This is a genomic window from Vibrio sp. QJM3NY_26, from assembly GCF_057786005.1.
This window is the reverse complement of the sequence record NZ_CM173516.1, coordinates 740,107-764,100: the sequence shown is the minus strand read 5'-3', so window position 1 is coordinate 764,100 and position 23,994 is coordinate 740,107. Positions and strand designations below refer to the sequence as shown.

The window sequence follows — 23,994 nt, the reverse complement described above, 5'->3', positions numbered from 1 at the left end:
GGAAGTTTTGCTCTAGGATAGAGTCGCTTGTCAGGATGATGAGTTAGCAAGGACACCGCTAGGAAGGCGATGAATTGGATAGGTTAAAGGATTTAGCCACGTCAAGGAATGATGCAGGGAGCACCAGTTACCTATTGAAAGATAAGTAACGCGCAGTAGCAGGATGGCTACGAAAAGAATAGACCCCGTTTGGTGAAAGCCAAACGGGGTTTCCTTTTTTTTTTAACGTCTAAAAGCTGTTAGCAACTAACCGTTAATAGCAGCTAACCGTTAAAAGGCACGTTACAAAATAATGTTCATCAAGAACATTGCACCAAAGGCATTCAATACCGAAATCGCGATCATCACCGGGATATAACGACCTTCAGTACCAATTGGTCCCATAATACGACCCATGTATTGCACCTGAGAGCCCATCAAGTAGATAGCTGGCGCCAAGATAGCGATATGGTTGCCGTTCAGGATGCCTTGGTCAAACAGCGTGATAACTACACCCACAGCACCGCCCATCGACATCCAAGCGCCAATCAATACTGCTGCCGCTTCACCAGGTAAACCAAATACCGCCATGATTGGAGCAAATACACTGCCCATCAAATCCAGCGCACCGGTGATCTGCAATGCCTTGATGATCACAAACGCCATCAGAACATTCGGTACCGTAGAGGTAGTCGCAATAACCCAGCCTTTCTTAGCACCTTCAACGAAAATATCAGTAACCATTGGTTTCTTTGCTTTAACTTCGCTCATTATGCTACTTCCTCTTCCAGTTTTTGTTCTTTGTCTGATTTTGGTTTGTCTTCTTTGCCTTCAGTAATGTTGAGGTAAATACGGAACAGGTTCGCACCGACAAACTTGAAGATGAACATCACAGCCACAGCCAAACCAATTGACGATGTTACCGCCAAAGAACCATCCATCGCCGTTAGAGTGAACAGAACCGCACCTGAAGAGAAAAAGTTAACGATCGCCGCGCCCGCCGTAAACTGGAACATGGTGAAGACATCGGTTTCACGCTTAGTCAGATGCCCTTCATCTTTCAGTTGCCTGGTCATCGCTGCACCTGCATCGGTACTTTGCAAAGAAGCAATCAGTGCCAAGCCTGAGTTACCCGGAATACCCATTAGAGGGCGAAGCAGCGGTGTCAGTAGTTTACGAGCCGCGTCCAGTGCACCGTAGTGCTCAAGTACGTTGATCATACCCAGTGCAAACATCACGGTCGGAATAAGTGTCAAAGCAAAAATGAAACCGTCGCGAGCACCACTACCGCCTTTACCACGCAGTGACGTCGTTGCCGCTTGGATACCATCGGCCGTTTCACTGACATCGTAAGCGACCTTACCGAATGAACCGTTGAGCGTTGTAAAATCGAGCACTCCATACCATTCATTGGACTGCATTAAGCCTGAAAAGAACACAATCGCGAATGCGAGTGCGATATAGCTGCCGATCGTGACTTTACGATCGGTTTTAGTTGGATTAGTCATAAGGACCTCTATACATCTCGTTTATGTGGAACAGAACACGTATAGATAGTGCAAACTAATGAACAATAGGTTAATGACCAAAATCAAATAGCGTATCGGTTTGAACAAAAGAACCACAGCAACATATAAAACTGTGATTTAGATTTAAAAGCAGAGGTATACGCTAAAACAATTAGAATATTTCACATACAAAACTAAACAAAATTCGCTTCAACAGCGCAACCAAAAACGCACACAATCACCACACAAATAAGGTTTCAAATGACAGGTTTTTACCTAGTCTGATCTCTGATAATGATGTAAGTGATCTCTTACATGCTTTTTCTGTTCAATTTTAATTCGATTATAATACAGCGGCTTAAATCGCGGTTACGCTTCTAAAATGCAATCGTTTACCTATTATTGGTTGAGTTTTGAACCATGGCTAAACCGTGAGCCATTTTATAAAGAATTTGAGCTTAATCCGAAATTTCAGCCCTTAGAGGTGCTATAGACTTCGCGCTGCCAATATCGAAGGAGAACGGTGGTGATGATGATGGAAATGAGAACGCTTAAATATCAAGTAATGGGCAAAGGCATGTGGATCACTGCAACAGTATCTCGCGCAGTAGCGGACAAACTTGCGCTGGAATATCAATCCTATGGCTGGCCTGTTGAAGTATGTGCCGCAGAACAAACACTAACGTTTGATCTCAATGCGGCATAATATTGGCAATGGCGAATAAGCTCTATCGGTCCTAAACCCGGTAGGGCTTTTTCCCTAACCTCTATTTTCTCTATAATCTCTATTTCTCTATGATTGACGAGTTACCGATGATCGACCGTTTTCCTATGAACGATGGGGTCCTATAATCGACGGCTTTCACTGTGACCTCACGTTTTCACCCAATCTACTGTTTTCTATATAATCTATTGAATTATTAAGATATCTATCACACTGCACATGGTTATTTAGGTCTACGCTTTTACCCGTGTTAATAACTTATTAACTTCGGAGCGTAATCCATGTTAGGTATCCAGCTTTCTGCTGTTCTCTCTTTATTATTTTTTTCTACGGTAGCAGGCGCTGCCACTTCTCAGTTGGGAGAGCCGCTCAAACTAACCAGTTCATTTGCTGGCTACCTATCGCTGACCATTTTCGTTGTCGCCTACATCGTGGTGATGATGGAAGAATACCTAAAACTCCGAAAATCCAAGCCGGTTCTACTTGCGGCGGGCCTGATCTGGATAATCATTGGTTTTACCTACCAAGAACACAACCTTGTCGAAGTGGCCAAACAAGCGCTTGAACACAACCTTCTGGAATACGCCGAGCTATTACTCTTTCTACTCGTCGCCATGACATACATTAGTGCCATGGAAGAGAGAAGACTGTTTGATGCGCTGCAAGCGTGGATGGTAGGCAAAGGCTTTAATTTCCGCTCTCTGTTCTGGATAACCGGTATTCTGGCTTTCTTTATCTCACCTATTGCCGACAACCTCACGACAGCTCTATTGATGTGTGCCGTTGTTCTCAAGGTCGCAGGCTCTAACCCTAAATTTGTCAATCTCGCGTGTGTGAACATTGTCATAGCAGCCAATGCTGGCGGCGCATTTAGTCCATTTGGAGATATCACAACGCTGATGGTATGGCAGGCTGGCCATGTCAGCTTTACCGAGTTCATTCCTCTATTTATTCCTTCAGTGATGAACTACCTTGTTCCAGCCCTGATCATGTCTTACTTTGTTCCGACGACTCAACCTGACACGGTCCATCAGCACATAGAATTAAAGCGTGGAGCAAGACGAATCGTCTGCTTGTTCATCATGACAATAGCGACCGCGGTTGCTTTCCATGCCGTACTCCACTTCCCTCCTGTGATGGGGATGATGATGGGGCTCGCCTATCTGCAGTTCTTTGGTTATTACTTACGTAAGACTTTACCCAACTCACTCGCGAAGAAAAAAGCGGTGGCGATCGCCAATAACGATGAAGGCGCCCTAAAGCGACTCGGTTCTGTTGTACCATTCGATGTATTTCGAAGAGTGTCGCATGCCGAATGGGACACGTTGCTGTTCTTCTACGGCGTCGTAATGTGTGTCGGTGGCTTGAGTTTACTTGGATACTTGGAATTAGCCTCGGGCGTGATGTATAGCCAATGGGATCCAATTTGGGCCAACGTCATGGTGGGGATCTTATCGGCTATTGTCGATAACATTCCGGTGATGTTTGCCGTGTTATCCATGGAACCCCAAATGTCGATGGGCAACTGGCTACTGATCACCTTAACCGCCGGCGTTGGTGGCAGCTTGTTATCTATTGGTAGTGCGGCAGGTGTGGCGCTAATGGGCGCGGCGCATGGCAAATACACCTTCTTTGGCCACTTGAAATGGATGCCAGTGATCATGATTGGCTATGCCGTCAGTATCGCCGCTCACCTATGGCTGAATGGCGATCTTTTCTAGTAAAACGCTCTAATGCATATCAGCTAGAGGCTTCTCAACGCGTGTCCAGACGTTACTTAACTGCATCGCTGGACACTGGTTGCAGGTTAACACTGCACCCTCGTGTTGAATTCGCATCACTAGCCCGGAGTCAGATCGGCGGTTCGCTGAATTCAACTCAATATTGATTAAGTCATCTTCAACACGATAAGTTCGAGTAACAGACTTATCCGTTGTTTGATAAGTCACTTGCCCAGATTCAAAAAGCAAGTAACTGTCATTGTCAGCGTTCTCATACATGCCCTTAAACAGAACAAGTTGTGGTACTTCGAAGGGTCGACTGGTGTCGGTTAAACAACCGGTCAGCAATAGTGCGCTACTGCAGCAGAGTATAAGTGAATGATGGCTATTCATTTGGGCATCCTTGCCTAGAGAACATGGTTAAAGGATATGCAACCAAATAGGTATTTTCCAGCAAGTAACGAATTTATTGCAAAGTCATGTTTTAACTACAAGATCATGTTTTAACTGCAAGGTCACAGTTTGAACGCCCTTCATATCCCCCCTGAATAGTGCAGAATCTTCCATCTTAATCCACAGAACAGCACTTCAAGTCGCTAGTTGTACAGCTTCCTAATCTTGTTCTCTTCCCTCTATCACCAATAAGCGCTGTTTACGTTCTACGCCACCCGCATACCCGGTCAGCTTGCCATTTTTACCAATCACACGGTGGCACGGCACAATCACTGACACCGGATTTTTTCCATTCGCTAAACCCACGGCTCGCACAGCTTTGGGGTTACCAATCGCATCAGCCAGTTGTGCATAGCTCCATGTTTCTCCATAAGGAATAGTCATGAGCGCTTGCCAAACCGATTGCTGAAATGGCGTGCCCTTTGCGGCGATCGGCACAGAAAATTGGATAACCTCACCAGAAAAATAGCGATTGAGCTGCTCGGCAACCAATTCAAAGATCGGAAAGCCATCATCTCGAACACCTAATTCTTCAGGCTTGGTGGTGTATATTTCAAACCAAAGACCTAGCAACCCTTCATCGTTCGCCTGTAAAGTCACCGTGCCCAACGGGCTCTCATAGTAAGTAAAACGGTTGTCCATGATATCTCCTAGCTTAGTATTCCGATTAAGACTGATTCCAACAATGGAACGTGGCGTAACTACCCCAAGGCGAAACACTATCTGTGTTGATGGCGGGACGATGCTCAATGAACTTCTTCACCACCAAATCGCCAACCAACAGGTGGTTAGGTTCACTTAACCCGCGAAGCAGCGCGTATTGAATCGTCCAAGGCCCAATGCCCTTTAGCTCAATCCATTTGGAAGGGTGCTCTGCTTCATTGTCGACCATGTATTCAGCAAAACGCTTTAAGGTCTCTTTGCGGCTTCCCGGCATTCTTAAGAAACTGACATCAGCCTCCGCTATCTGTTTAGGTGTCGGGAAGCTGACCTTCTCATGTGCATCAGAAAGCTCTTTGACCAACAAGTTAAGCTGCCCAATCGCCGCGGTTACCGAAACTTGCTGCCCGAGAATCGCTCTTACTCCGGCTTCCCAAGCACTCCACACGCCAGGAATGCGGATGCCACTCTTAGCCACTAAGTTGGGGTCAATGGTTGTAAAGAAGACCTCAACCTTGGCAATATCGACATCAAGGTCGAACATGCGTCGAATGTTCGCAATCAAGCTTCTTAACTGGCTTATATCGTCCAACTCAAATTCAATATCTAAGCGGTTCTCTTTAGCCAAAGTGGCCTTGAACCAACCCTTTGACCCATTAACATTCACTGTGCGCTTGTAATAGTCTTCGCCAACGTCTTCTAAGCCCTCAATCATTCTTCGTCGATAGAAACCCAGTAAATGCTTCCAGTCTAATGGGCCGTGAAAGACTAGCTGAATATGATTGCTCAGGTTTTCACTTAGCTTTGTTCGTCGGATTTGGCTTGGCGAGAGCTGCAGCTCTTTTAGAAAGGCATCATTGAAACGACGCGTGCTATTAAAACCACTCGCAAAGCCAACATCGGTAATGCTCATGCTACTGGTGTGCAGCAACTGCTTGGCAAACATCAATTGGCTATAAAGGCTATATTGCTTTGGCGACACGCCGATGTAATTATCGAATAAGGTTCGTAAATAGCGGTCTGAAATACCTAATCGAGTGGCAAGGTCGACGATTGATCCTGAGTTCAGCGCACCATGATCAATCAACTGTAAAGCACGCAAGAAAGTCGTTTCAACACCTTTCCAAGCCGGAGAAAAAGGTGCGCTGTCTGGCCGGCAACGTAAGCATGGGCGGTACCCAGCCTTCAAGGCTTGAGCTTGATGAGAAAAATACTCGACATTTTCTTCTTTGGGCGGGCTTGCTGGGCAAATCGGACGACAAAAAATTCCGGTGGTTTTTACCGCCGTAAAAAACATCCCATCAAAGCGAGCGTCTCGCGCATATCGAGCCAAATGGCACTGCTCACTCGTTAACGTACTGTTGTGATGAATATTTCTCGACATGCTGTGCTCTTCCCATTTGCCATAACTTTTACTCCGATACCTAAAAGTTTACCGTGAACTGTCATTGTCGCTAGCCACTTTCGGAACTGAAGGTTAGATAAATCACAAAAAAGGGTTTTCTTTTTACGCAATTCGACTAAATTTAACCTTGAGAAGAAACTCTTCTCACAACGTCAACGATAGGTACTTAGCACACTAAGATGCAGAGACCTGTCGAATATAAAAAGGAAAAGGCTATGGTTCTTCACACGTGTCGTATTGTTTTATCAAACCAACAGGTTCTCACCAGTCAATCAGTCGAGCAATCTCTCAGCTTTCTTGAAGACGAAGCGAGTAAGGGGATTTCTAAAATTGAGATTGACGCTACCGATGGAAATCAAATCCATTCATACATGTCACACTCTCTTGAAGAGTCCATTGAGAATCTAATGAATCTCTAGAATTTTCGAAGAATAGTGCTTTGAAGTGATAGGGCTTTTAAAAAAGGCTACGCATACCAGGCTTAAACGGTTTTATCCGAGTTAGGGTTATCTCTGATTTGGAAAAGAAAATCATCTCTGGTTTAAAACAAAAATGGCTCCTAACTATACAATTAGTTAGGAGCCATTTTTTATTGAATCTAATCAACAAAGCCGTTGCTTACCGCGAATGCCGCTACTCTGGTGCTTGTTCAGCGGCTTGTTGCAACGTATAAGCGGTCGATGGATCAATTTCGTTAACCAACTTCTCGACCTGCATGATCGCATCAACCGAGGTGCTGCTTTTGCGATAGCTCAGATAAATCGGACGATACCAATCTTCTACCCCTTTCACCTTATGCAGCTGACCCGAATCGATAAAAGGTTCAACCATAGAAACAGGTAAATACGCACTGCCACCTTTCTCTAAGATGAAATCGAGGGCAATACGAGCCGTAGAGGTACGTAAATACGGAGCTGGAACTTTAGGGTGACGTTCTGCGTGTTCTGAACCGAAGCGCGTTCCCCAATCGACATACACATACTTATGTTGGAACACAGATTCCAGATCATCTTGCTGCGTTGATACCAACACCAAAACCAAATCAGCGACTTTTTTACAGTTCAGCTCTTCTGCTTTAATCTGATCGAAAGCGAAAGCCATATCTAAGGTTCGCTCTAGCAAATTACGGTTCAGTTGCTCGCGCCCCATCACCTCAGCCATGAAGCCATAACCACCAAAAGAATCGGTCACTACGCTTAAACAGTTTTGCAGATACGCATCCCAAATATTCGGAGTGCCACCTAGTGTTAACTGCAAGGCTTTTCCACTCTCTAACGACAGCTCAAACTTGGCTTGTTGTAAGGTGGATACCATCACTTCAGCATAACCAATCAAACGCTCACCGGAAGAGGTAAGCTTGATGTTATTGCGGTCACGAATGAAGAGCTGAGTATCAAAATAGCCTTCAAGCTGTTTGATCCGCGCACTCACCGCTGCTTGTGTTAAATACAAGTTTTCAGCTGCGCGCCCAAAGTGGCGCACCCTTGCAACCTCAAGAAAGGTTCTAAATACTTTCACATCCATCAAAAATACATCTCTGTAATAAATCTGCTAACTAGCCGATCTAGGATTGTTTATCGTAAAGGCAAAAACGTTTTGTTTCCTATTTTAGCCTTTTAACAATATTTTCGCGTGAGCAATAAACACTAATTTCTATCTAACCACATTACTGAGGCTGATATGTCTGAGACCGAATTCCGACACGGAAAAAAACGTTTTTATGACACCATTAAATTCCCACGAGGGTTCGCTAAGTCAGGTGATTTTACTCTTTCAGAAGAAGAAATCCTAACCTTGTTTGGTGACACTATGCTTGCACTTGAGACTGGTGAACTAACACCGACCAATGCTGAAGAAAGACATTTCATCAAAGTATTGGCTCACCCTCATAAGGCTAAGTCCAAGTTAGACCGTGTTTGGTTGAAGTACATTCAACTGGCTCGTGGACGCCGTCGCTTTCATACCCTAAACGGCTGCAAACGCGGTGAAGTGCCTAGGGAAGAATACGACAGAGAGTTAGTGTTAGAAGATTAGTAAAAATGCTCAAAGTGATACCTAATCACTTTGGGCTTTTTTTCATAGCATATTAGCGGCAACTTAAAACAAACACGCATCTTCTTCGTAATTAGTAAGTTTAGCCAACCTGTCCAGTTTTACCAATATTTATATAAAATTCATAGTGATAGCTTTGAATAATCACTATTCTTAAATATACCCATGCTCATTCACGCCTGTCGGTGATACTTCCTCACTTTTTCTCCTCTTTTTTGCACGGCAGTGCCACATAAGTATCACTCTTTGATCATACGTCCATTGCACTCCTGACCATCCACCCACTCATCCACTAAACAAAGCTTGTTGATCTTTCAGACCCTGAATCAAACCCACCAGACGATATATGACAAACGTATTAATCTTGTTTAACGCTACCAAATATCCATACAATAATTGTGCAAATTTGAGAGTTCTGGTCACAGATACGACGAAAAAAGCAAAAACTTGACCTAAAACAATAGCGGAATTTAATAACTTATTTTATAATGCGAATTAATGTTTCAGAACACTATAAAATTTTATTTCTAGGGGCAAAATCAATGAGACTTATTCCATTAAGCAACAAAGCTAAAGTAGGTAAATGGGCTGCTCGTCACATCGCAGATTCTATCAACAAATTCGCTCCTACTGCTGAGCGTCCATTTGTTCTAGGTCTTCCTACTGGTAGCACACCTCTAACTACTTACGCTGCGCTAATTGAACTACACAAAGCAGGCGAAGTAAGCTTCAAACACGTTGTAACATTCAACATGGATGAGTACGTTGGTATCGACCCTAACCACCCAGAATCTTACCGCACATTCATGCACGAGAACTTCTTCAACCACGTTGATATTCAAGCAGAAAACATCAACCTGCTAGACGGCAAAGCTGAAGACATCGATGCTCACTGTGCAGCATACGAAGAGAAAATCCGTTCATACGGCAAAATCAACCTATTCATGGGCGGCGTAGGCATCGACGGTCACATCGCATTCAATGAGCCAGGTTCTTCTCTATCTTCGCGCACTCGTATCAAAACGTTGACTGAAGACACTCGTATCGCGAACTCTCGTTTCTTCGATGGCGACATCAATCAAGTTCCTAAATACGCACTAACTATCGGTGTTGCTACTCTTCTAGATTCTGAAGAAGTAATGATCCTTTCTCTAGGCCACAACAAAGCGCAAGCGCTTCAAATGGCTATCGAAGGTTCTGTAAACCACATGTGGACTGTTACTGCTCTTCAGATGCATCGTAAAGCTATCATCGTTGCTGATGAGCCAGCTCAACAAGAGCTAAAAGTTAAGACTCTACGCTACTTCCAAGAGCTAGAAGCTGAGAACATCCAAGACCTATAATCCGCATAGTCTTGGATAGAAGGGCGTTTTTAATAAAGAGAGCGTCTTGAATAGAAAAAGCCACTGAATGTGGCTTTTTTTGTACCTGCTGCTTTTGTGTTTAATGGGAAGAGAGGTTTCGGGTATTTTTTATAGACACAAAAACAACAAAGCGATTTCTCCAACGAAAGAAACCGCCATCATTTTAAACTTTGTATTGATACGAACGAACAGCTACAAGATATGTAGGATGCGAAACAAGATAAGCAGGACTGCAAACTAGAACTAAGAACTCAGTGCGTTATCTCGGCATAAGGTCGTGATAATGTCAGTGATAGCCAAAACGATCGTCGACTTTACTTTCTGATTGTGTCGACCCAAGAACATTTGAAGCATTGGGCCAGACATGGTTTCCACCATCTCCGCATCATATTCGATAGGCATAATACGCTGAACCGCGTGCACCTTGTTGAGCTCAAATATAACGTCGACTTCTGTGAAGCTGGTGTCTTCACCCTGTATTTTCGCCCACTCTTTCAAGGTAACAAAAATCTCTAAATCATCGTAGAGCTCTTTACTGATCACACCAAGCCCTAATAGAAGCTTAGCGCGGATCATAATCTCGCCCAACGGTCCGCCACTGTTGAGAAGTGGTTCAACAACAAATTTAATTGCCGTGTCGTCTTTCTTGAAAATGTTTTTTAATACGGCATCTACCGTGTCATCCAATGCATCGTAAGCCGCCATTAGACAGGCGCTAGCGCTCTCAGCTTCAGATAGGGCTTCGAGTAATTCAGTTTCGTGGCTAGTTTGTATTGGCATAACGGCTCGACAATAAGAAAGTGCCACTGGTGTGGCACTTTGATGGTTTATCATTTCAATGCTAGATAAGCTTCTTCCGCTAGTTTAACAACTTCTGAGTTACTATTCAGCTCAGAATAATGCGCTAATGTCTCAGCAAACCCTTTTTCTGCAAACATTGCCTGAAGTTCAACCGCTTGCGGGTCATCTTCATTCTTGTAATGGAAAGCCGCTGCAATCGCTTTTACGAGATGAGCGTTTGGAAGACCATACTCCAATGTGCCGTTTAATGGCTTAACTAGGCGGTCTTGAGGACTTAGTTTACGGATTGGCTGACGGCCAACACGATCTACTTCATCACGTAAAAATGGGTTTGCAAAACGACCAAGAATCTTTTGGATGTACGCAGCGTGAGCTTCTGGATCAAAGCCGTAACGCTTAATCAGAACCGCACCACTCTCTTCCATCGTTGCTGTTACTTCAGCGCGGATTACGTCATCTTCGATAGAGTCTTTGATTGTCTCGTGACCTGCAAGCACACCAAGGTATGCCGTTACCAAGTGACCCGTATTTAGCGTGAACAGTTTACGCTCAACGAAAGCCATTAGGTTGTCAGTGCATTCCATACCTGGGATGTTTGGAATCTCACCCTTAAATTGTGTTTGATCTACGATCCACTCGCTGAACGTTTCAACGGTTACGGCTAGAGGGTCTGTTTCGCCCGCTTCTGCCGGTGGAACAATACGGTCGACCGCTGAATCAACAAAGCCAATGTGCTCTTCAGTAAAGGCTTTCATTTCATCAGAAAGGTGCTCTAACACTGCTGCCTTCAATTGGCTAGTACCGCGAACCATGTTCTCTGCCGCGATAATGTTCATTGGTGCCGTGTTGTTTGCCGCAGCACGTTGTTCAATACCTTGAGCGATCGATTTAGAGATAATCTTAAGAACCGTTGGGCCTACCGCTGTTGTTACAAGATCAGACTCAGCGATGCAATCTACTACAGCGCTTGTCGCTGAGTTTACTGCTGTCACGTTCTTAACCACTTCCACAACACACTCTTCGCCAACAATCTTAACTGGGTATTCTTGGCGTTCAATTAACGCATTTACAACCGTTTCATTTACGTCAGCAAACGTAACCTTCATACCTGCATCAGAAAGAAGCTTACCAATGAAACCACGACCGATATTACCTGCACCAAAATGTAACGCTTTCATAATTTTGACCTTATAAATATTTGAATCTAGATAGCTAACGGCTCAACAACATGCCTTGACGACGTGCCCTAGGCATTAAGCAGTAAGCTATTCAGACTGAATCTTCAATAAACCGATAAAGAGTAAGACCGAAAATGAGGCCAGTGGGGGGACACCGGCCTCCTTCACTCAGGAGCTTGACTAGAGCGTATTAATTTCCGTTTAGAATACGTAGAACATCATCTGGGTTAGTTGTGTTCTGTAAGCATTCCACTGCTTCTTCGTCATCAAGTGAATTGGTAATAGCCATCAACACCATGTTGTGTTCATCGCCTTGTGCTGCAATACCGATAACCATCTTAGCGATATCATCTTCGTCTTCGCCCCACTGAATGCCTTCAGGGTATTGGCAGAACACGATGCCGGTTTTTTGTACGTATTGTTTTGCTTCGATTGTGCCGTGTGGTACCGCGATAGACTCGCCTAAGTAAGTAGACACAAGCTCTTCACGAGCAAACATACCGTCTACGTATTCAGGTGACACGTTGCCAAGTTTTACTAACTGGTCGCCAGCAAACTTGATAGCGTCTTCTTTCTGCGTAGCTTTAAGGCCAAGGAAGATACTGTCGTTAGTTAGTGCAAGTTTGTTGCCTTTCTGTGTAGGAGCGGCTGCAGTCACTGGCGCTTTTGCTTGGCCACTTTTTGCTTCTACAAGGTCTGCAACTAGCTGGTCGTATACAGCACCATCTAAGAAGTTGTTAAGAGACATATGCATTGCACCTGGTACGGTTTTACGTGCACGGTCTGTTAGGTCTTTGTGTGTAATAACAATTTGCGAATCAGCTGGTAGATTGTTGATTGCGTAGTTGGTTACCACAATGTTCAGGCCTGCTGCTTCTACTTTTTTACGCAGTAGACCGGCACCCATTGCACTTGACCCCATACCCGCATCACACGCTACATACACTGCTTCTACATCAGTTAGGTTCACGTTTGCACCTGATGCCGCACCTTTAGAAGACGCTTTCATGTCTTTCATTTGCGCTGATGCTTTCTCTAGTGAATCTTCGTCGTCACCTTGAGCTGCAGTCTTAAGTAGGATTGAAGCTACGATGAAAGACACAGCGGTTGATGCGATAACAGAAAGAACAACACCAACGTAAGAGCCTTTTGGCGTCATCAATAGAACTGCAAAGATAGAACCTGGAGATGCTGGAGAGATAAGGCCAGAATCAAACATTACGTTAGTGAATACACCTGTCATACCACCTGCGATAACAGCAAGAATTAGACGTGGGTTCATTAGTACGTAAGGGAAGTAAATTTCGTGGATACCACCTAGGAAGTGGATGATAGATGCGCCAGCAGCAGACTGTTTCGCACTACCTTTACCAAATACCATGTAAGCAAGTAGAAGACCAAAACCAGGACCTGGGTTCGCTTCAATTAGGAAGAAAATTGAACGACCAATCTCTTCAGATTGCTGGATACCTAATGGAGAAAAGATACCGTGGTTGATTGCGTTGTTTAGGAAAAGGATTTTCGCAGGTTCAACAAAGATAGAAGCTAAAGGAAGGGCACCAGCTTCAACCATTGCGTTAACACCAGCAGCAAGAGCACCAGACAGTACTTTAACTGCAGGACCAATCACAACGAATGCGATGATTGCGCAGATCATACCGATGATGCCAGCAGAGAAGTTGTTCACTAGCATTTCGAAACCACTCTTCACTTTACCGTGAACAGCTTCATCGAATTTCTTAATTGCGATACCACCTAGAGGGCCGACAATCATCGCTCCCATGAACATAGGGATATCAGTACCAACGATGACACCCATCGTTGTAATCGCTCCAACAACCGCACCACGGTCGCCGCCTACCATTTTACCACCAGTGTAACCAATCAATAGCGGTAGAAGGTATGTGATCATAGGACCAACCATTGATGCTAACGTTTCGTTAGGCCACCAACCTGTTGGGATAAATAGTGCTGTAATGAAACCCCACGCAATAAATGCGCCGATGTTTGGCATTACCATATTGGATAAGAAACGACCAAAGTTTTGAACCTTAATCTTAGCTTCTGGTGATAACATAGGTAGAACCCCGTAATGTATTGGTTGGTCAAATGACCGAAAGTGTTTACTCAAAAGTCGATTAAAATGTATCACAACATTTCTAAAATGCACCTCAGCCCAACTTTCGTGACAACCATCACACACAAAAAACACTTTAGGGTTAACAAGAGCACTTTAGATCACAAAAACACCATGAATTTAAATTACAAAGCCAAACTAATGAGAATAAATATCATTAACACAAGATCTAGATCACACTTTATTTTGTAGTACTTAAAAATAAATAGTGATCAAAATCACACTTAATAAAATATGGCATCTAAAATCTATATAAACCGTATAAAAAAACATCGTGTCACGTATAGGAAATATGCACCTAGATGAACAAAAACGCTAATTATGTAATTTAATTACAAAAAGAGCCACATTTCCCACAGGATCAAAATCAGACATGACTTTCTACTAAAAACATAGACCAGTGAGCTGCAGTTGGCATTAGTAGATGTGATATGGTATTTATCTGTTCAAATGATGTTTCCTAAACTTCCCTTCAACACCAACCCTGCAGTCACTCTGCGATTTGAGAAAACTATGTCAGACAAGATTTCTACATCAGCACTTGCGAAACACAAAGGGATTGAACCTAAAACTCTGTTCAGCGATTTAAAAGTTGCTGGCTATATAGTGCGCTCACAAGAACGTTGGGTGCTCACAGAGCGTGGAGAAAGCTTTGGTGGAGAGTATGTAGAACACAAAAAGTTTGGTGTCTTTATAGTATGGCCAGAAAAACTGCTCATCGACTTAGACTCATTCTCAGGAAAAACGCTAACCGCGACTCAGTTGGGTAGTGCCTTTCAGCTCAGTGCAAAGAAAATCAACTTATTGCTCAATGAGCTTGGCTGGATAAAGAAAGAAGAAGACGGCTGGCACGTCACCTCAACGGGACTGAAGGCCGGTGGTGAGCAGAGAGAAGATAAAGCGACTCAGAACTTATTTGTGGTGTGGCACGATTCGTTAGTCCGCAATAAACGATTAAAGCAATCTGTTGTCGAATTTTTAGGACACGATGCTGAAAGCCATTCTACTGATGTATCGTTTTCTAGCTTTCGCCAGAAGTTTGAAGCGAAACACCGAACCTTAGATGGGCACTATGTTCGTTCAAAGGGAGAGCTGATCATTGATAACTGGCTCTATATGGCGGGAGTGGTTCATGCCTATGAACGTCCGCTCCCGATATCAAAAGAAGTAATGAGCGATTTCTACCTGCCAAGCGGCAAAGTATACATTCAGTTCTGGGGAACAGATTCAGGCTCTATAGAAGAAGACAAACGAAGTGCGACCAAGAAAGTTTACCAAGAGCATGGTTTTAGCTTGATTGAACTTAACCCTGAAGATATCCCAAACCTCGACAGCGTACTTCCCTCTTTATTACGCCAATATGGAATCAAGGCGTACTAACTGGCTGATTTTCGAAAACCAAAACACACCAAGATCACACAAATCAAATCATTGTGGACATTATTAACCATAGTGATTTGATGTGTTCGCTATTTTTCCCGAGCCAATCTTCTATTATCTTACACCCATCGACTTGAGCTACCGCAGATACTCGATTTATTGGGGCATGTTCGATAGCCATTTAAGCGTTCAGCCTTTTAGAGGCTGACTGTTCTAGAAACGACTTCTATAGAGATATAGCCTAAATGCGTTATCCGTTTATTGTTGACGTTACCGAACATAAAACCCTACAACATTTATTATTGATAGATATTAGGATTCAACATGACTCATCCAATCATTACTGATCTAAACACTCGTTACACAGCTAAAAAATACGATGCCGACAAACGCATCTCTGCGGAAGACATGGAAGTAATCAAAGAAGCACTTCGTTTATCAGCTTCTTCTATCAACTCTCAGCCTTGGAAATTCATCATCATTGAGAGTGACGCAGCAAAACAACGCTTCCACAATACTTTCGAGAACATGTTCCAGTTTAACCAACCACATGCGAAAGAAGCATCACATACGATCTTGTTTGCTCACGATCCTAAGTACACTAAAGAGAAATTCGCTAAGCGTGCTGACACAGAAGTAAGCTCTGGTCACCTACCCGCTGAAATGTACGAGCAATTCTTAGGTGCTTACGCATTCGCAGAAATGAACACAGACGAAACGGGGTTCAACGGTAACTGGACTAAGTCTCAAGTGTACATCGCACTAGGTAACACAATGCACACACTGGCTCGTCTTGGCATTGCATCAACACCTATGGAAGGCGTAGATGCCGCTATGATCGGCGAAGAGTTTGCTGACGAACTGGAAGGTCACGTTGTTGATGTAGCACTGGCTATCGGCTACCACAAAGACGGCGAAGACTATAACCACGGTAAACCAAAAGCGCGTCTAGCGCTTGATGAAGTGGTTACTACACTGTAATAAATCCAATGCATATGCATTATGTACTGATCGCTACAACGCTTTAATTTTTAAAACGCTTTTTCGTTTTACAAAAATATAGTTTTAACAGCACTTTAGACTGTTAGATTACACTGCCTTGTTTTGGCCAGACATTCGTCTGGCCTTTTTTGTATCTGTTATTTATCCAAGCAACTACCAATTACCAACCATCAATAACTTAGTCATAAAGACACGATGAGTTTATTTTGATTACACAACTAACAATGTCATAAAGACACATCATGACAATAAAAAACCAAACAAACACTATAAAAACAAATACTTAAAAACATGGCATAACTAGTGCAATAGGAGCCTTAGATATTTAAATAAGGTATTATCATTATGACTATTCACGTTAAATCAAATGTTCATTGGGTCGGCATCCACGATTGGGAAACCGAGCACTTCCACGGTAAGGAATACCACATGAACAAAGGTACGAGCTATAACTCATACCTGATCCGTGAAGAGAAGACAGTGCTTGTCGATACTGTCGATCATCGCTTTACTGAGCAATTCCTTGCAAACCTTGAGATGGAAATCGATATCAACGAGATCGACTACATCATTTGTCAGCACGCCGAAGAAGATCACTCTGGTGCCCTTTCTGCGCTACTGGCTAAAATTCCGAACACACCCGTCTACTGCACAGAAGCTGGCGTTAACTCTATTGTTGGCCATCACCACCAGCCTGACTGGAACTTCCGAACCGTTAAAACAGGCGACACGCTCGATGTCGGTAACGGTAAGCAACTCATCTTTGTTGAGATGAAAATGCTGCACTGGCCAGACTCAATGGCGACTTACCTAACCGGTGATGAAATCCTGTTTAGTAACGATGCTTTCGGACAACACTATTGCGACGAGAACCTATTCAATGACCAACTAGACCAAGTAGAGCTGCATGACCAATGTCTGCGTTACTTCTCAAACATCCTCACGCCTTTCGCGCCTTTGGTGAAAGCGAAGATAGAAGAAGTCTTGAGTTTAGGCGTGCCAATCGATGTTATTGCTACTTCTCATGGCTGTATTTGGCGTGACAACGCGACTCAAATCGTTGAGCAATATTACGAGTGGTCAAAAGCCTACAAAGAAGATCGTATCACCATTGTCTACGATACCATGTCCAATAACACTCGCATGATGGCAGACGCGATCGCAAAGGGTATTCGTAAAGGCAGCCCAGAAACAGCCATCAAGGTCTTCAATATCTCTAAGCACGATAAGAATGACATTCTTGCCAATATCTTCCGTTCAAAGGGCGTACTTGTTGGATCATCGACCATGAACAATGTGATGATGCCGCAAATCGCCGCACTACTTGAAGAAGTACACGGCCTCCGCTTTGCAGAAAAAAGAGCCGCAGCATTTGGCTCTTCAGGGTGGACTGGCGGCGCAGTAAAACGCATCGATGCTCGCTTACGTGAAGCCAACTTCGAAGTGAGCGCACCTCAGCATATTCACTGGAAACCAGATACAGACGCACTTCGCCAATGTATTGATTACGGAATGACACTTGCTGAAGTTTGGCGTGTAAATCCAGACGAAGTCAGCGCACCAAAGCAAGTATCACGCAATGTTACACCGCTTGAGGCAAACACCACTGCCGAGCTCAAAGACACGACAGAGCAAGAAACAGAAGTAGCTCAAGATAAGTCAGTACACACTGCAGACTGCACTTGCTGGCGCTGCACTGTCTGTGAATGGGTGTACGACCCACAATTGGGTGAACCCTACCAAGGCGTTGAACCAGGAACACCTTGGGCACAAGTGCCGGATGACTTCCTTTGCCCAGAATGCCATTTAGGCAAAGAAGTGTTTGTGGAGAAGTAATATGGACAACATTGTTATTGTGGGCGCTGGTTTCGCTGCCTTACAAACCATAAAGATGATCCGTAAAACTGACCCAAATATCGCTATTACAATGGTCACTGCTGATGCGGGTATTGAATACAGTAAGCCGAATCTTTCGCATGTATTCAGTCAAGCTCAAACACCTCAGCAACTTGCGATCAATACTGCTCAACAATTAGCTGAGCTGCATAACGTTGTCATTAAAACCAACGTTTGGGTAAACGAGATTAACACCGAGCAACAGTTTATTGTCGCTGGCGATGATGTCATCCCATACTCAAAACTAGTGCTGGCGACCGGTGCTACGCCTTTCATACCTGCTGCTGAGGGGTTGAGTGTTCAGGCAACGATTACTCTCAATAGCTTGGAAGAGTTCGAAAAACACAAAGCTCAGATCGACGCTGCGCAACGAATCACCGTTATCGGTGGCGGGCTCATTGGCGTCGAGTTAGCTTTCGACCTTCAAACTGCGGGGAAAAGTGTCACGATCATTGAACCAGCAAGTTATCTATTAGGTAGTTTGGTGCCACCTTTTATCTCTTTAGAACTGGAACGAGAGCTTCGTAAAGCCGGTGTGACAGTTGAGACGGATGCAATGGTAAGCCATGCCACCTATCTCGCTGACGGAGTAAGGTTACAAACGACCTCTTCTCGATTAATCAAAACCGATGTGGTCATCGCTGCAGCTGGGTTAATACCAAATACAGCACTCGCGCAACAGACAGGAATGGCAGTGAACAGAGGTATCATCGTTGATGAAGCAATGAGAACTAACATCCAAAATGTCTATGCCATTGGGGACTGTGCTGAGATTCAAGGACGAGTAATGGCTTACCTGCAACCCGCGATATTAGCGGCCAACGTATTAGCGAAACAACTCACTACGGGTGAAGGAAAGCTAAGCTTGCCGCATATTATGACTAAAGTGAAAACGCCTAGTTATCCGATTCAACTGGCAGGCCGTGATATTCAAACTGCTCAGAGTTGGGAGACTCGGTTTGATCCAAAAGGGATTGTCGCCAAAGGTTTTAATGAGGCAAACCAACTCGTCGGATTCATTGTCACAGGGGAACACACTAAAGCAGCATTTCCTCTGCTTAAAGAACTACAGACCAGCTCACCGACATAAGATAAAATCTATAAGTTCGTATACGCTAGACAATAAAAAAGCCAGTCAACAGACTGGCTTTTTTGTATTCATCTTAGTGCGATTAGCTCATCGCATTTAAGCAAAGGCGAACATTAACCGATAAACGAGATGTAACCTTGAAGGATGATCAGGTTAACGATATCGATAAAGAAGGCACCAACGATTGGCACAACCATGAAGGCTTGTGGCGACGGACCGAATCGGTTCACCAAAGAACCCATGTTCATTACCGCTGTTGGTGTTGCACCTAGGCCGAAACCACAGTGACCACCCGCCATAACCGCTGCGTCGTAGTTAGAACCCATTACTTTGAACGTCACAAAGTAAGAGAAGATACCCAACACCACAGCCTGAACCGCAAGGATAACCAAGAACGGAATCGCAAGGTCAAAGATGTTCCAAAGCTTAAGGCTCATTAGCGCCATAGCTAAGAACAGCGACAATGACACCGTACCAAGAATATCGACCGTTTCACTGTCGGTTTTATGCAGCTTAGTCACTTCAAAAACGTTAGTGATGAACACACCGATAAACAACGCGTAAACGAAGTCAGGAATCATCAACCAAGAAATTTCAAAAGTCGCTACCCACTCTTCTAAGTATTTCGCCCCCGAGATACAGATTAGAAGAATGAACAATACTTCAATCACCTTCTTCGCTGTTACTTTGTCTTCTTCATACTCGTTGTAAGTAACAAGTTCAGGAAAACGCTCGTGGGTTTGTGTGCCAGTGCCGTACTCAGATTCAAGCTGGTTTTTATCAATCAGCTTTTGTGCTACTGGGCTACCGATAATACCACCGATGATCAAACCAAACGTCGCTGAAGCCATCGCGATTTCTAGAGTATTGGCAATGCCAAACGTGTCTGAAAAAGTTTGAGACCAAGCTGCGCCTGTGCCGTGACCACCCGAAAGCGTGATAGATCCAGCAATCAAACCCATCAAGGGTTCAAGGCCTAGTGCCGTTGCAAGTGTTACACCTACACCGTTTTGGATAATGATGTAAACCGAAGCCACCCCTAAGAATAGGAATACCTTAGCGCCACCTTTTATCAGCTGCGTGTAGTTAGCCGCAAGACCGACCGTTGCAAAGAACATCAACATAAAAGTGTTCTGCAGGGGCAAGGAAAACTCAAGATCAAGGCCGTTAAAGTGCAGGGCTGTAATAGCAAAAGCGACAATCAAGCCGCCGACAATGGGCTCTGGAATATTGTACTTTTTGAGAACCGGAAGCTTTGCATTGACGAAATGACCTAGAAACAAAACACTAATCGCGATTAGGAAGGATTCTAGTGGTCCAATTGAAATTAATTGATTCATATAACCTCTATTTTTTTACGTTCTCATCTTCCTTAATGAGTCTAGTTTTATCTGTAATTATCTGTGCTGCTCTACCTATATTTATACAAACTGGAGAGAAATTGTAGATTCGAAAAGCGAACACATTACTGCGTTCACTTGGTGCCATGTTAGTGACACGTTAACTTTTATAGGAGATAAAAGGATTTGTGACAAAAATCACCTCCAAAAAGTTGATAACGGCGTGAGTATCCTTGCCGCTGACTCTGCTTTTTTAATACCTAAAAAAGCAAAAAGGAGCTATTACTAGCTCCTCTTTCATCACCATCACTGGTAATTAGAATTTTTTCGGTGCGTAACCAGTCATAACCTCAATGCGAAGCTCTTTACCGATCTTCGTCATTGGGTGAACAATTACGAGCCCTTTTACAGACTTCTTAAGTTTACCCATATCCGCTTGCTCAGCTTTTGTAATCTCACGGCTAAATGGCATATCAACCAAAGACTTACGCTCTTGATTTACATCGAAGCTTTCTTTGTGTTTCAACTGAGCAATTTTCTTGGTTAGCTTCTTAATCTCGTCTTCAAATTGACGAACAACAGGACGATCATTACGAGTTTTAGCAGCCGCTAACTTGTTGCGACATTTGTCTAGACGGTTGTTAATTTGTTGAAGTTCGTTTTTAACACTCATAATAATTTCCTAAGATTTAACAAGCCAATTCGGATTGGGGCGCGGAGTATAGCACAAGGGTTCACTTGAACCGAAATTTATCTATCAATTACCAACAGAAACGAATCACATCACCGCTGGTCATTCAGCTCGCCAATTATTTGTAGCCGAACCTCAAAGCGGATCACTCATTAATCAGCTCGTGTCGACTTCAAAAATTGCTGTCCTCGATGCTTCAAAATTCAGTCTAAACTTGTAATCTAACCACAGTAAATAACTCAATTAACTTAAACAGCTTAAACAGCTTAAGGTACATAACTTAGATCGCGTAACTTGAGTTACATGACTTAGGGGGATCACCTTAACACCGAGCCTGAATCGCAGCATAATCACAAGGATAGCCGATGACATTATTGAAACGAACACTGGCCTACAGCCTAGCCCTTAGCTCAGTGTTTGCCGCCACTTATGCATCTAGTGAACAAACAACCCAAAGTAACCTGATCGTTAAGTTCTCTTCACCACAAAATACTAAAGAAGAGCAGCTCAAACGTGAAATTCAAAACAGTGGCGTCAATGACACTGTGATTGACCTGTCAAACCAACTCTTCATGTTTGAAAAGCCATTAACCATTCAATACGGCGGGGAAGAAGGTCCACTCTACGATCCACAAACGCATCAAGTGCTTATCCCGTATAGCTTCTACTCTGAGTCGCTTAATTACTTTGAAAAGAATCGATACGAAAAAGAGTATGGAAAGACCGCGCAAACTGGTGCTATCGATACCTTGCTTCATACTCTACTGCACGAAGCTGGGCACGCTTATATCGAAGACCAGAATATTGCCATACTGGGCAAAGAGGAAGATGCCGTTGATAACCTCGCGACAGTGCTTTTACTTAACTATGTAGAACATGGAGGTGATGCCGCAATCAGCGCCGCTGACATGTTCGCTTTCGAGTCAGAAGACCGCCCTGAGTATTACGACTTGGGTGAATACATTGATGAGCACAGTTTTGATCTACAGCGCTACTTCTCCACATTATGCTTGGTGTATGGCAGCGATCCTGATGCCTACAAGAACTTGCTCGATGAAGTAGAAAACGACTATTTGAAAGATAGGAAAGAGTTCTGTGTGGAGCACTTTGATGTCATCAATGCCAACTGGCACCGTTACCTAAAAGAGAACCACGAGAGCTAATGGTTTAACCTTCTCTATTGGTCTTCTTCAATAACAAGCGGCTTAGTGTTTTTCTAAAGCCGCTCTCAGTAATCTATAAATCCAAGATTTAAAGTGGAATATATCTTAGTCCTGAGTCCTGCGACCTTAGACCTTCACTTTATACTTCAGGTCTTGGGCTTCATCACCGGTCATGCCTCGAAACCCCCAACAGTGTGCAGGTTGTTCCTTGATGGTTATTTCAATATCAATAGGAGAGATAGCTAACTGCTTCTCTATTTCAGAGAATATCTTCTTAATTAAGCGCTTCTTGGTGTTGACCGCTCGGCCTTCCATCATATTGATCTCTATAACAGTATAGGCTTCTGTTCTTCCTTCTGGATAAAAGAAATCATCTCGCTCCAATGGCACAAATCGATGCGCTCGCTTATCATCGGGTAAACCCATTTCACTGTTTAAGCACTGTTGCAACACATTAGAGAGCTGCAACTTAATTGGATTCAAACACTCTTTGATACCATATATAACAATCATGACCATTCCTTTGATGCGATGTCAGGTAAAGAAGAAGGTTAGATAGAAGCATCGTCTGGCGACTACCCATCCGCTTACTATTCGTACATATATTACCTAATGACGCGCATGAAAGAAGGTAAAAACAATGAATTTATGAGCATGTGCAACAAAAAATCATCTGCTTTGGCTCATGTCTATAGCTCATCACCCAATAACAACAACCACAATCAATTGATCGAACACCACCGACTCCGCGTATATCTTCTCAAATTACATTTGAACTAAGGAGTGCTATGTGCCGAATTCATCGAGCCAGACCACACGGACAGACGCCGAACCAGAGGCACTCGTAGAGTCTTCTTTCGAGCTCGCCGTATTTCCTCTTCCGATACTTCTTCTGCCCGGAGGTCGTCAGAGGCTACGCATCTTTGAACCAAAATATCTTGCTATGGTTGCACATGCGGCCCAAGGAGATGGGTTCATTATTGCCACCCAAGACAGCACCAACTCTGAACATCTCAGTTCTTGGGGAACCAAAGTGTCCATCGTTGATTTCAATATGTCTGACGACCAAATTTTGGAAATCGATGTCGAAGGTCAACAACTGGTTCAGCTTCACGGGTCATTTCGAGACGACGATGACCTGATAAAAAGCCGATTCAGGTTATTACCTCATTGGCCAGATCTAGAATGCAAAGTACCGAACGTATTTACTGCATTCTTAGTACAGCTGTTTCGAGACCACGATTCAATCAGAACGCTCTACCCCACTCCAGACTTCGAAAGCCCACGATGGATCTGTGCGCGATTACTCGAAATGATGCCTATCCCATTGGAAAAGAAAACAGAATTTACCGAACCCGCTAGCTTTCCTTCTTTAGTTCCTTTTTTGAATCAAATCATTACGGGGCAATAAGCACTTTTCTTCACTATAATTTTGTATAGTGGAAATTAA

Annotated in this window: 23 protein-coding genes; 11 read left to right on the top strand and 12 right to left on the bottom strand. The window is 43.7% G+C overall.

The features are described 5' to 3' along the window. Positions 1-282: 282 nt before the first annotated feature. Both AC3CH4_RS18725 and AC3CH4_RS18720 read right to left on the bottom strand, forming a co-directional pair. Positions 283-750, bottom strand: a complete 468-nt coding sequence (locus AC3CH4_RS18725; protein WP_004737023.1) for a YjiG family protein — start codon at positions 748-750, stop codon at positions 283-285. Then, on the bottom strand, positions 750-1,487 hold the full coding sequence (locus AC3CH4_RS18720) for a nucleoside recognition domain-containing protein (protein WP_017082976.1): 738 nt from the start codon (positions 1,485-1,487) through the stop codon (positions 750-752). The genes AC3CH4_RS18725 and AC3CH4_RS18720 overlap by 1 nt, the downstream gene beginning before the upstream one ends. A gap of 529 nt (positions 1,488-2,016) precedes the next feature. Here AC3CH4_RS18720 and AC3CH4_RS18715 point away from each other — a divergent pair. Further along, positions 2,017-2,193 (top strand): hypothetical protein, encoded by a 177-nt coding sequence (locus AC3CH4_RS18715; protein WP_004732739.1) that lies wholly within the window; start codon positions 2,017-2,019, stop codon positions 2,191-2,193. Between the two features lie 299 nt (positions 2,194-2,492). Further along, positions 2,493-3,932, top strand: coding sequence for a sodium:proton antiporter NhaD (gene nhaD, locus AC3CH4_RS18710; protein ID WP_237298742.1), 1,440 nt, complete (start codon positions 2,493-2,495; stop codon positions 3,930-3,932). Between the two features lie 9 nt (positions 3,933-3,941). Here the strand turns inward: nhaD and AC3CH4_RS18705 are convergent, their stop codons facing one another. The 3 genes from AC3CH4_RS18705 to AC3CH4_RS18695 form a co-directional block, all read right to left on the bottom strand. Then, positions 3,942-4,325, bottom strand: coding sequence for a hypothetical protein (locus AC3CH4_RS18705; protein ID WP_065206460.1), 384 nt, complete (start codon positions 4,323-4,325; stop codon positions 3,942-3,944). A 219-nt stretch (positions 4,326-4,544) separates the two neighbouring features. Then, positions 4,545-5,027, bottom strand: coding sequence for a methylated-DNA--[protein]-cysteine S-methyltransferase (locus tag AC3CH4_RS18700; protein WP_488544265.1), 483 nt, complete (start codon positions 5,025-5,027; stop codon positions 4,545-4,547). A gap of 25 nt (positions 5,028-5,052) precedes the next feature. Next, positions 5,053-6,429 (bottom strand): AlkA N-terminal domain-containing protein, encoded by a 1,377-nt coding sequence (locus AC3CH4_RS18695; protein WP_488544264.1) that lies wholly within the window; start codon positions 6,427-6,429, stop codon positions 5,053-5,055. A 236-nt stretch (positions 6,430-6,665) separates the two neighbouring features. Between AC3CH4_RS18695 and AC3CH4_RS18690 the strand changes: the two genes are divergently transcribed. Next, positions 6,666-6,869, top strand: coding sequence for a hypothetical protein (locus AC3CH4_RS18690; RefSeq protein ID WP_237290022.1), 204 nt, complete (start codon positions 6,666-6,668; stop codon positions 6,867-6,869). Between the two features lie 214 nt (positions 6,870-7,083). Here AC3CH4_RS18690 and AC3CH4_RS18685 read toward each other — a convergent pair whose 3' ends face one another. After that, complete coding sequence (locus tag AC3CH4_RS18685; protein WP_004732733.1) at positions 7,084-7,974, bottom strand: LysR family transcriptional regulator; 891 nt, start codon at positions 7,972-7,974, stop codon at positions 7,084-7,086. Between the two features lie 156 nt (positions 7,975-8,130). On the opposite strand from AC3CH4_RS18685, the gene AC3CH4_RS18680 reads away from it, so the two are divergent. Beyond that, a complete protein-coding gene (locus AC3CH4_RS18680) occupies positions 8,131-8,484 on the top strand; it encodes a MaoP family protein (protein WP_017092459.1) in 354 nt (117 codons plus the stop codon). 560 nt (positions 8,485-9,044) lie between these two features. Beyond that, positions 9,045-9,845, top strand: a complete 801-nt coding sequence (nagB, locus tag AC3CH4_RS18675; RefSeq protein WP_004732731.1) for a glucosamine-6-phosphate deaminase — start codon at positions 9,045-9,047, stop codon at positions 9,843-9,845. 264 nt (positions 9,846-10,109) lie between these two features. Here the strand turns inward: nagB and AC3CH4_RS18670 are convergent, their stop codons facing one another. From AC3CH4_RS18670 to AC3CH4_RS18660, 3 genes are all read right to left on the bottom strand, one after another. Next, a complete protein-coding gene (locus AC3CH4_RS18670; protein ID WP_208638372.1) occupies positions 10,110-10,646 on the bottom strand; it encodes an MltR family transcriptional regulator in 537 nt (178 codons plus the stop codon). 50 nt (positions 10,647-10,696) lie between these two features. Next, complete coding sequence (locus AC3CH4_RS18665) at positions 10,697-11,845, bottom strand: mannitol-1-phosphate 5-dehydrogenase (protein ID WP_488544263.1); 1,149 nt, start codon at positions 11,843-11,845, stop codon at positions 10,697-10,699. Between the two features lie 190 nt (positions 11,846-12,035). Continuing rightward, positions 12,036-13,922 carry a PTS mannitol transporter subunit IICBA gene (locus AC3CH4_RS18660; protein WP_488544262.1) on the bottom strand — a complete coding sequence of 629 codons (1,887 nt, stop codon included), beginning with the start codon at positions 13,920-13,922 and terminating at the stop codon, positions 12,036-12,038. Between the two features lie 573 nt (positions 13,923-14,495). On the opposite strand from AC3CH4_RS18660, the gene AC3CH4_RS18655 reads away from it, so the two are divergent. The 4 genes from AC3CH4_RS18655 to norW all read left to right on the top strand — a co-directional run bounded on the left by AC3CH4_RS18655 (position 14,496) and on the right by norW (position 19,350). Continuing rightward, entirely contained in the window at positions 14,496-15,362 is an 867-nt protein-coding gene (locus AC3CH4_RS18655) for a glycerol kinase (protein ID WP_488544261.1), read from the top strand. A gap of 324 nt (positions 15,363-15,686) precedes the next feature. Continuing rightward, positions 15,687-16,343 (top strand): NAD(P)H-dependent oxidoreductase, encoded by a 657-nt coding sequence (locus AC3CH4_RS18650; RefSeq protein ID WP_004732726.1) that lies wholly within the window; start codon positions 15,687-15,689, stop codon positions 16,341-16,343. A 366-nt stretch (positions 16,344-16,709) separates the two neighbouring features. After that, entirely contained in the window at positions 16,710-18,200 is a 1,491-nt protein-coding gene (norV, locus tag AC3CH4_RS18645; RefSeq protein WP_488544260.1) for an anaerobic nitric oxide reductase flavorubredoxin, read from the top strand. A 1-nt stretch (position 18,201) separates the two neighbouring features. After that, the gene (norW, locus tag AC3CH4_RS18640; RefSeq protein ID WP_488544259.1) at positions 18,202-19,350 is read left to right on the top strand and encodes an NADH:flavorubredoxin reductase NorW; all 1,149 of its coding nucleotides are present in this window, start codon (positions 18,202-18,204) and stop codon (positions 19,348-19,350) included. Between the two features lie 113 nt (positions 19,351-19,463). On the opposite strand, the gene gltS is transcribed toward norW, so the two are convergent. Both gltS and AC3CH4_RS18630 read right to left on the bottom strand, forming a co-directional pair. Then, entirely contained in the window at positions 19,464-20,690 is a 1,227-nt protein-coding gene (gltS, locus tag AC3CH4_RS18635) for a sodium/glutamate symporter (RefSeq protein ID WP_004732723.1), read from the bottom strand. A 316-nt stretch (positions 20,691-21,006) separates the two neighbouring features. After that, a complete protein-coding gene (locus AC3CH4_RS18630) occupies positions 21,007-21,363 on the bottom strand; it encodes a YibL family ribosome-associated protein (protein WP_004732722.1) in 357 nt (118 codons plus the stop codon). A 383-nt stretch (positions 21,364-21,746) separates the two neighbouring features. On the opposite strand from AC3CH4_RS18630, the gene AC3CH4_RS18625 reads away from it, so the two are divergent. After that, positions 21,747-22,544, top strand: a complete 798-nt coding sequence (locus AC3CH4_RS18625) for a DUF4344 domain-containing metallopeptidase (RefSeq protein WP_488544258.1) — start codon at positions 21,747-21,749, stop codon at positions 22,542-22,544. 126 nt (positions 22,545-22,670) lie between these two features. On the opposite strand, the gene AC3CH4_RS18620 is transcribed toward AC3CH4_RS18625, so the two are convergent. Continuing rightward, positions 22,671-23,057 carry a tautomerase family protein gene (locus AC3CH4_RS18620; RefSeq protein ID WP_004732720.1) on the bottom strand — a complete coding sequence of 129 codons (387 nt, stop codon included), beginning with the start codon at positions 23,055-23,057 and terminating at the stop codon, positions 22,671-22,673. Positions 23,058-23,334: 277 nt separating this feature from the next. Here AC3CH4_RS18620 and AC3CH4_RS18615 point away from each other — a divergent pair, with 277 nt between their 5' ends. Continuing rightward, positions 23,335-23,955: an LON peptidase substrate-binding domain-containing protein gene (locus AC3CH4_RS18615; RefSeq protein WP_488544257.1), complete on the top strand. Its 621-nt coding sequence runs from the start codon at positions 23,335-23,337 to the stop codon at positions 23,953-23,955. The last annotated feature ends 39 nt before the right edge of the window (positions 23,956-23,994 follow it).

Bases quoted from the DNA above. Each gene is read 5' to 3' on its own strand.
- AC3CH4_RS18715 (WP_004732739.1), top strand. From the start codon at position 2,017: ATGATGATGGAAATGAGAACGCTTAAATATCAAGTAATGGGCAAAGGC.
- AC3CH4_RS18630 (WP_004732722.1), bottom strand. From the start codon at position 21,363: ATGAGTGTTAAAAACGAACTTCAACAAATTAACAACCGTCTAGACAAA.
- AC3CH4_RS18720 (WP_017082976.1), bottom strand. From the start codon at position 1,487: ATGACTAATCCAACTAAAACCGATCGTAAAGTCACGATCGGCAGCTAT.
- AC3CH4_RS18680 (WP_017092459.1), top strand. From the start codon at position 8,131: ATGTCTGAGACCGAATTCCGACACGGAAAAAAACGTTTTTATGACACC.
- norV (WP_488544260.1), top strand. From the start codon at position 16,710: ATGACTATTCACGTTAAATCAAATGTTCATTGGGTCGGCATCCACGAT.
- AC3CH4_RS18705 (WP_065206460.1), bottom strand. From the start codon at position 4,325: ATGAATAGCCATCATTCACTTATACTCTGCTGCAGTAGCGCACTATTG.
- AC3CH4_RS18650 (WP_004732726.1), top strand. From the start codon at position 15,687: ATGACTCATCCAATCATTACTGATCTAAACACTCGTTACACAGCTAAA.
- AC3CH4_RS18695 (WP_488544264.1), bottom strand. From the start codon at position 6,429: ATGTCGAGAAATATTCATCACAACAGTACGTTAACGAGTGAGCAGTGC.
- AC3CH4_RS18670 (WP_208638372.1), bottom strand. From the start codon at position 10,646: ATGCCAATACAAACTAGCCACGAAACTGAATTACTCGAAGCCCTATCT.
- AC3CH4_RS18690 (WP_237290022.1), top strand. From the start codon at position 6,666: ATGGTTCTTCACACGTGTCGTATTGTTTTATCAAACCAACAGGTTCTC.
- AC3CH4_RS18625 (WP_488544258.1), top strand. From the start codon at position 21,747: ATGACATTATTGAAACGAACACTGGCCTACAGCCTAGCCCTTAGCTCA.
- AC3CH4_RS18725 (WP_004737023.1), bottom strand. From the start codon at position 750: ATGAGCGAAGTTAAAGCAAAGAAACCAATGGTTACTGATATTTTCGTT.
- AC3CH4_RS18660 (WP_488544262.1), bottom strand. From the start codon at position 13,922: ATGTTATCACCAGAAGCTAAGATTAAGGTTCAAAACTTTGGTCGTTTC.
- AC3CH4_RS18685 (WP_004732733.1), bottom strand. From the start codon at position 7,974: ATGGATGTGAAAGTATTTAGAACCTTTCTTGAGGTTGCAAGGGTGCGC.
- AC3CH4_RS18620 (WP_004732720.1), bottom strand. From the start codon at position 23,057: ATGATTGTTATATATGGTATCAAAGAGTGTTTGAATCCAATTAAGTTG.
- AC3CH4_RS18700 (WP_488544265.1), bottom strand. From the start codon at position 5,027: ATGGACAACCGTTTTACTTACTATGAGAGCCCGTTGGGCACGGTGACT.
- nagB (WP_004732731.1), top strand. From the start codon at position 9,045: ATGAGACTTATTCCATTAAGCAACAAAGCTAAAGTAGGTAAATGGGCT.
- gltS (WP_004732723.1), bottom strand. From the start codon at position 20,690: ATGAATCAATTAATTTCAATTGGACCACTAGAATCCTTCCTAATCGCG.
- AC3CH4_RS18655 (WP_488544261.1), top strand. From the start codon at position 14,496: ATGTCAGACAAGATTTCTACATCAGCACTTGCGAAACACAAAGGGATT.
- AC3CH4_RS18665 (WP_488544263.1), bottom strand. From the start codon at position 11,845: ATGAAAGCGTTACATTTTGGTGCAGGTAATATCGGTCGTGGTTTCATT.
- nhaD (WP_237298742.1), top strand. From the start codon at position 2,493: ATGTTAGGTATCCAGCTTTCTGCTGTTCTCTCTTTATTATTTTTTTCT.
- norW (WP_488544259.1), top strand. From the start codon at position 18,202: ATGGACAACATTGTTATTGTGGGCGCTGGTTTCGCTGCCTTACAAACC.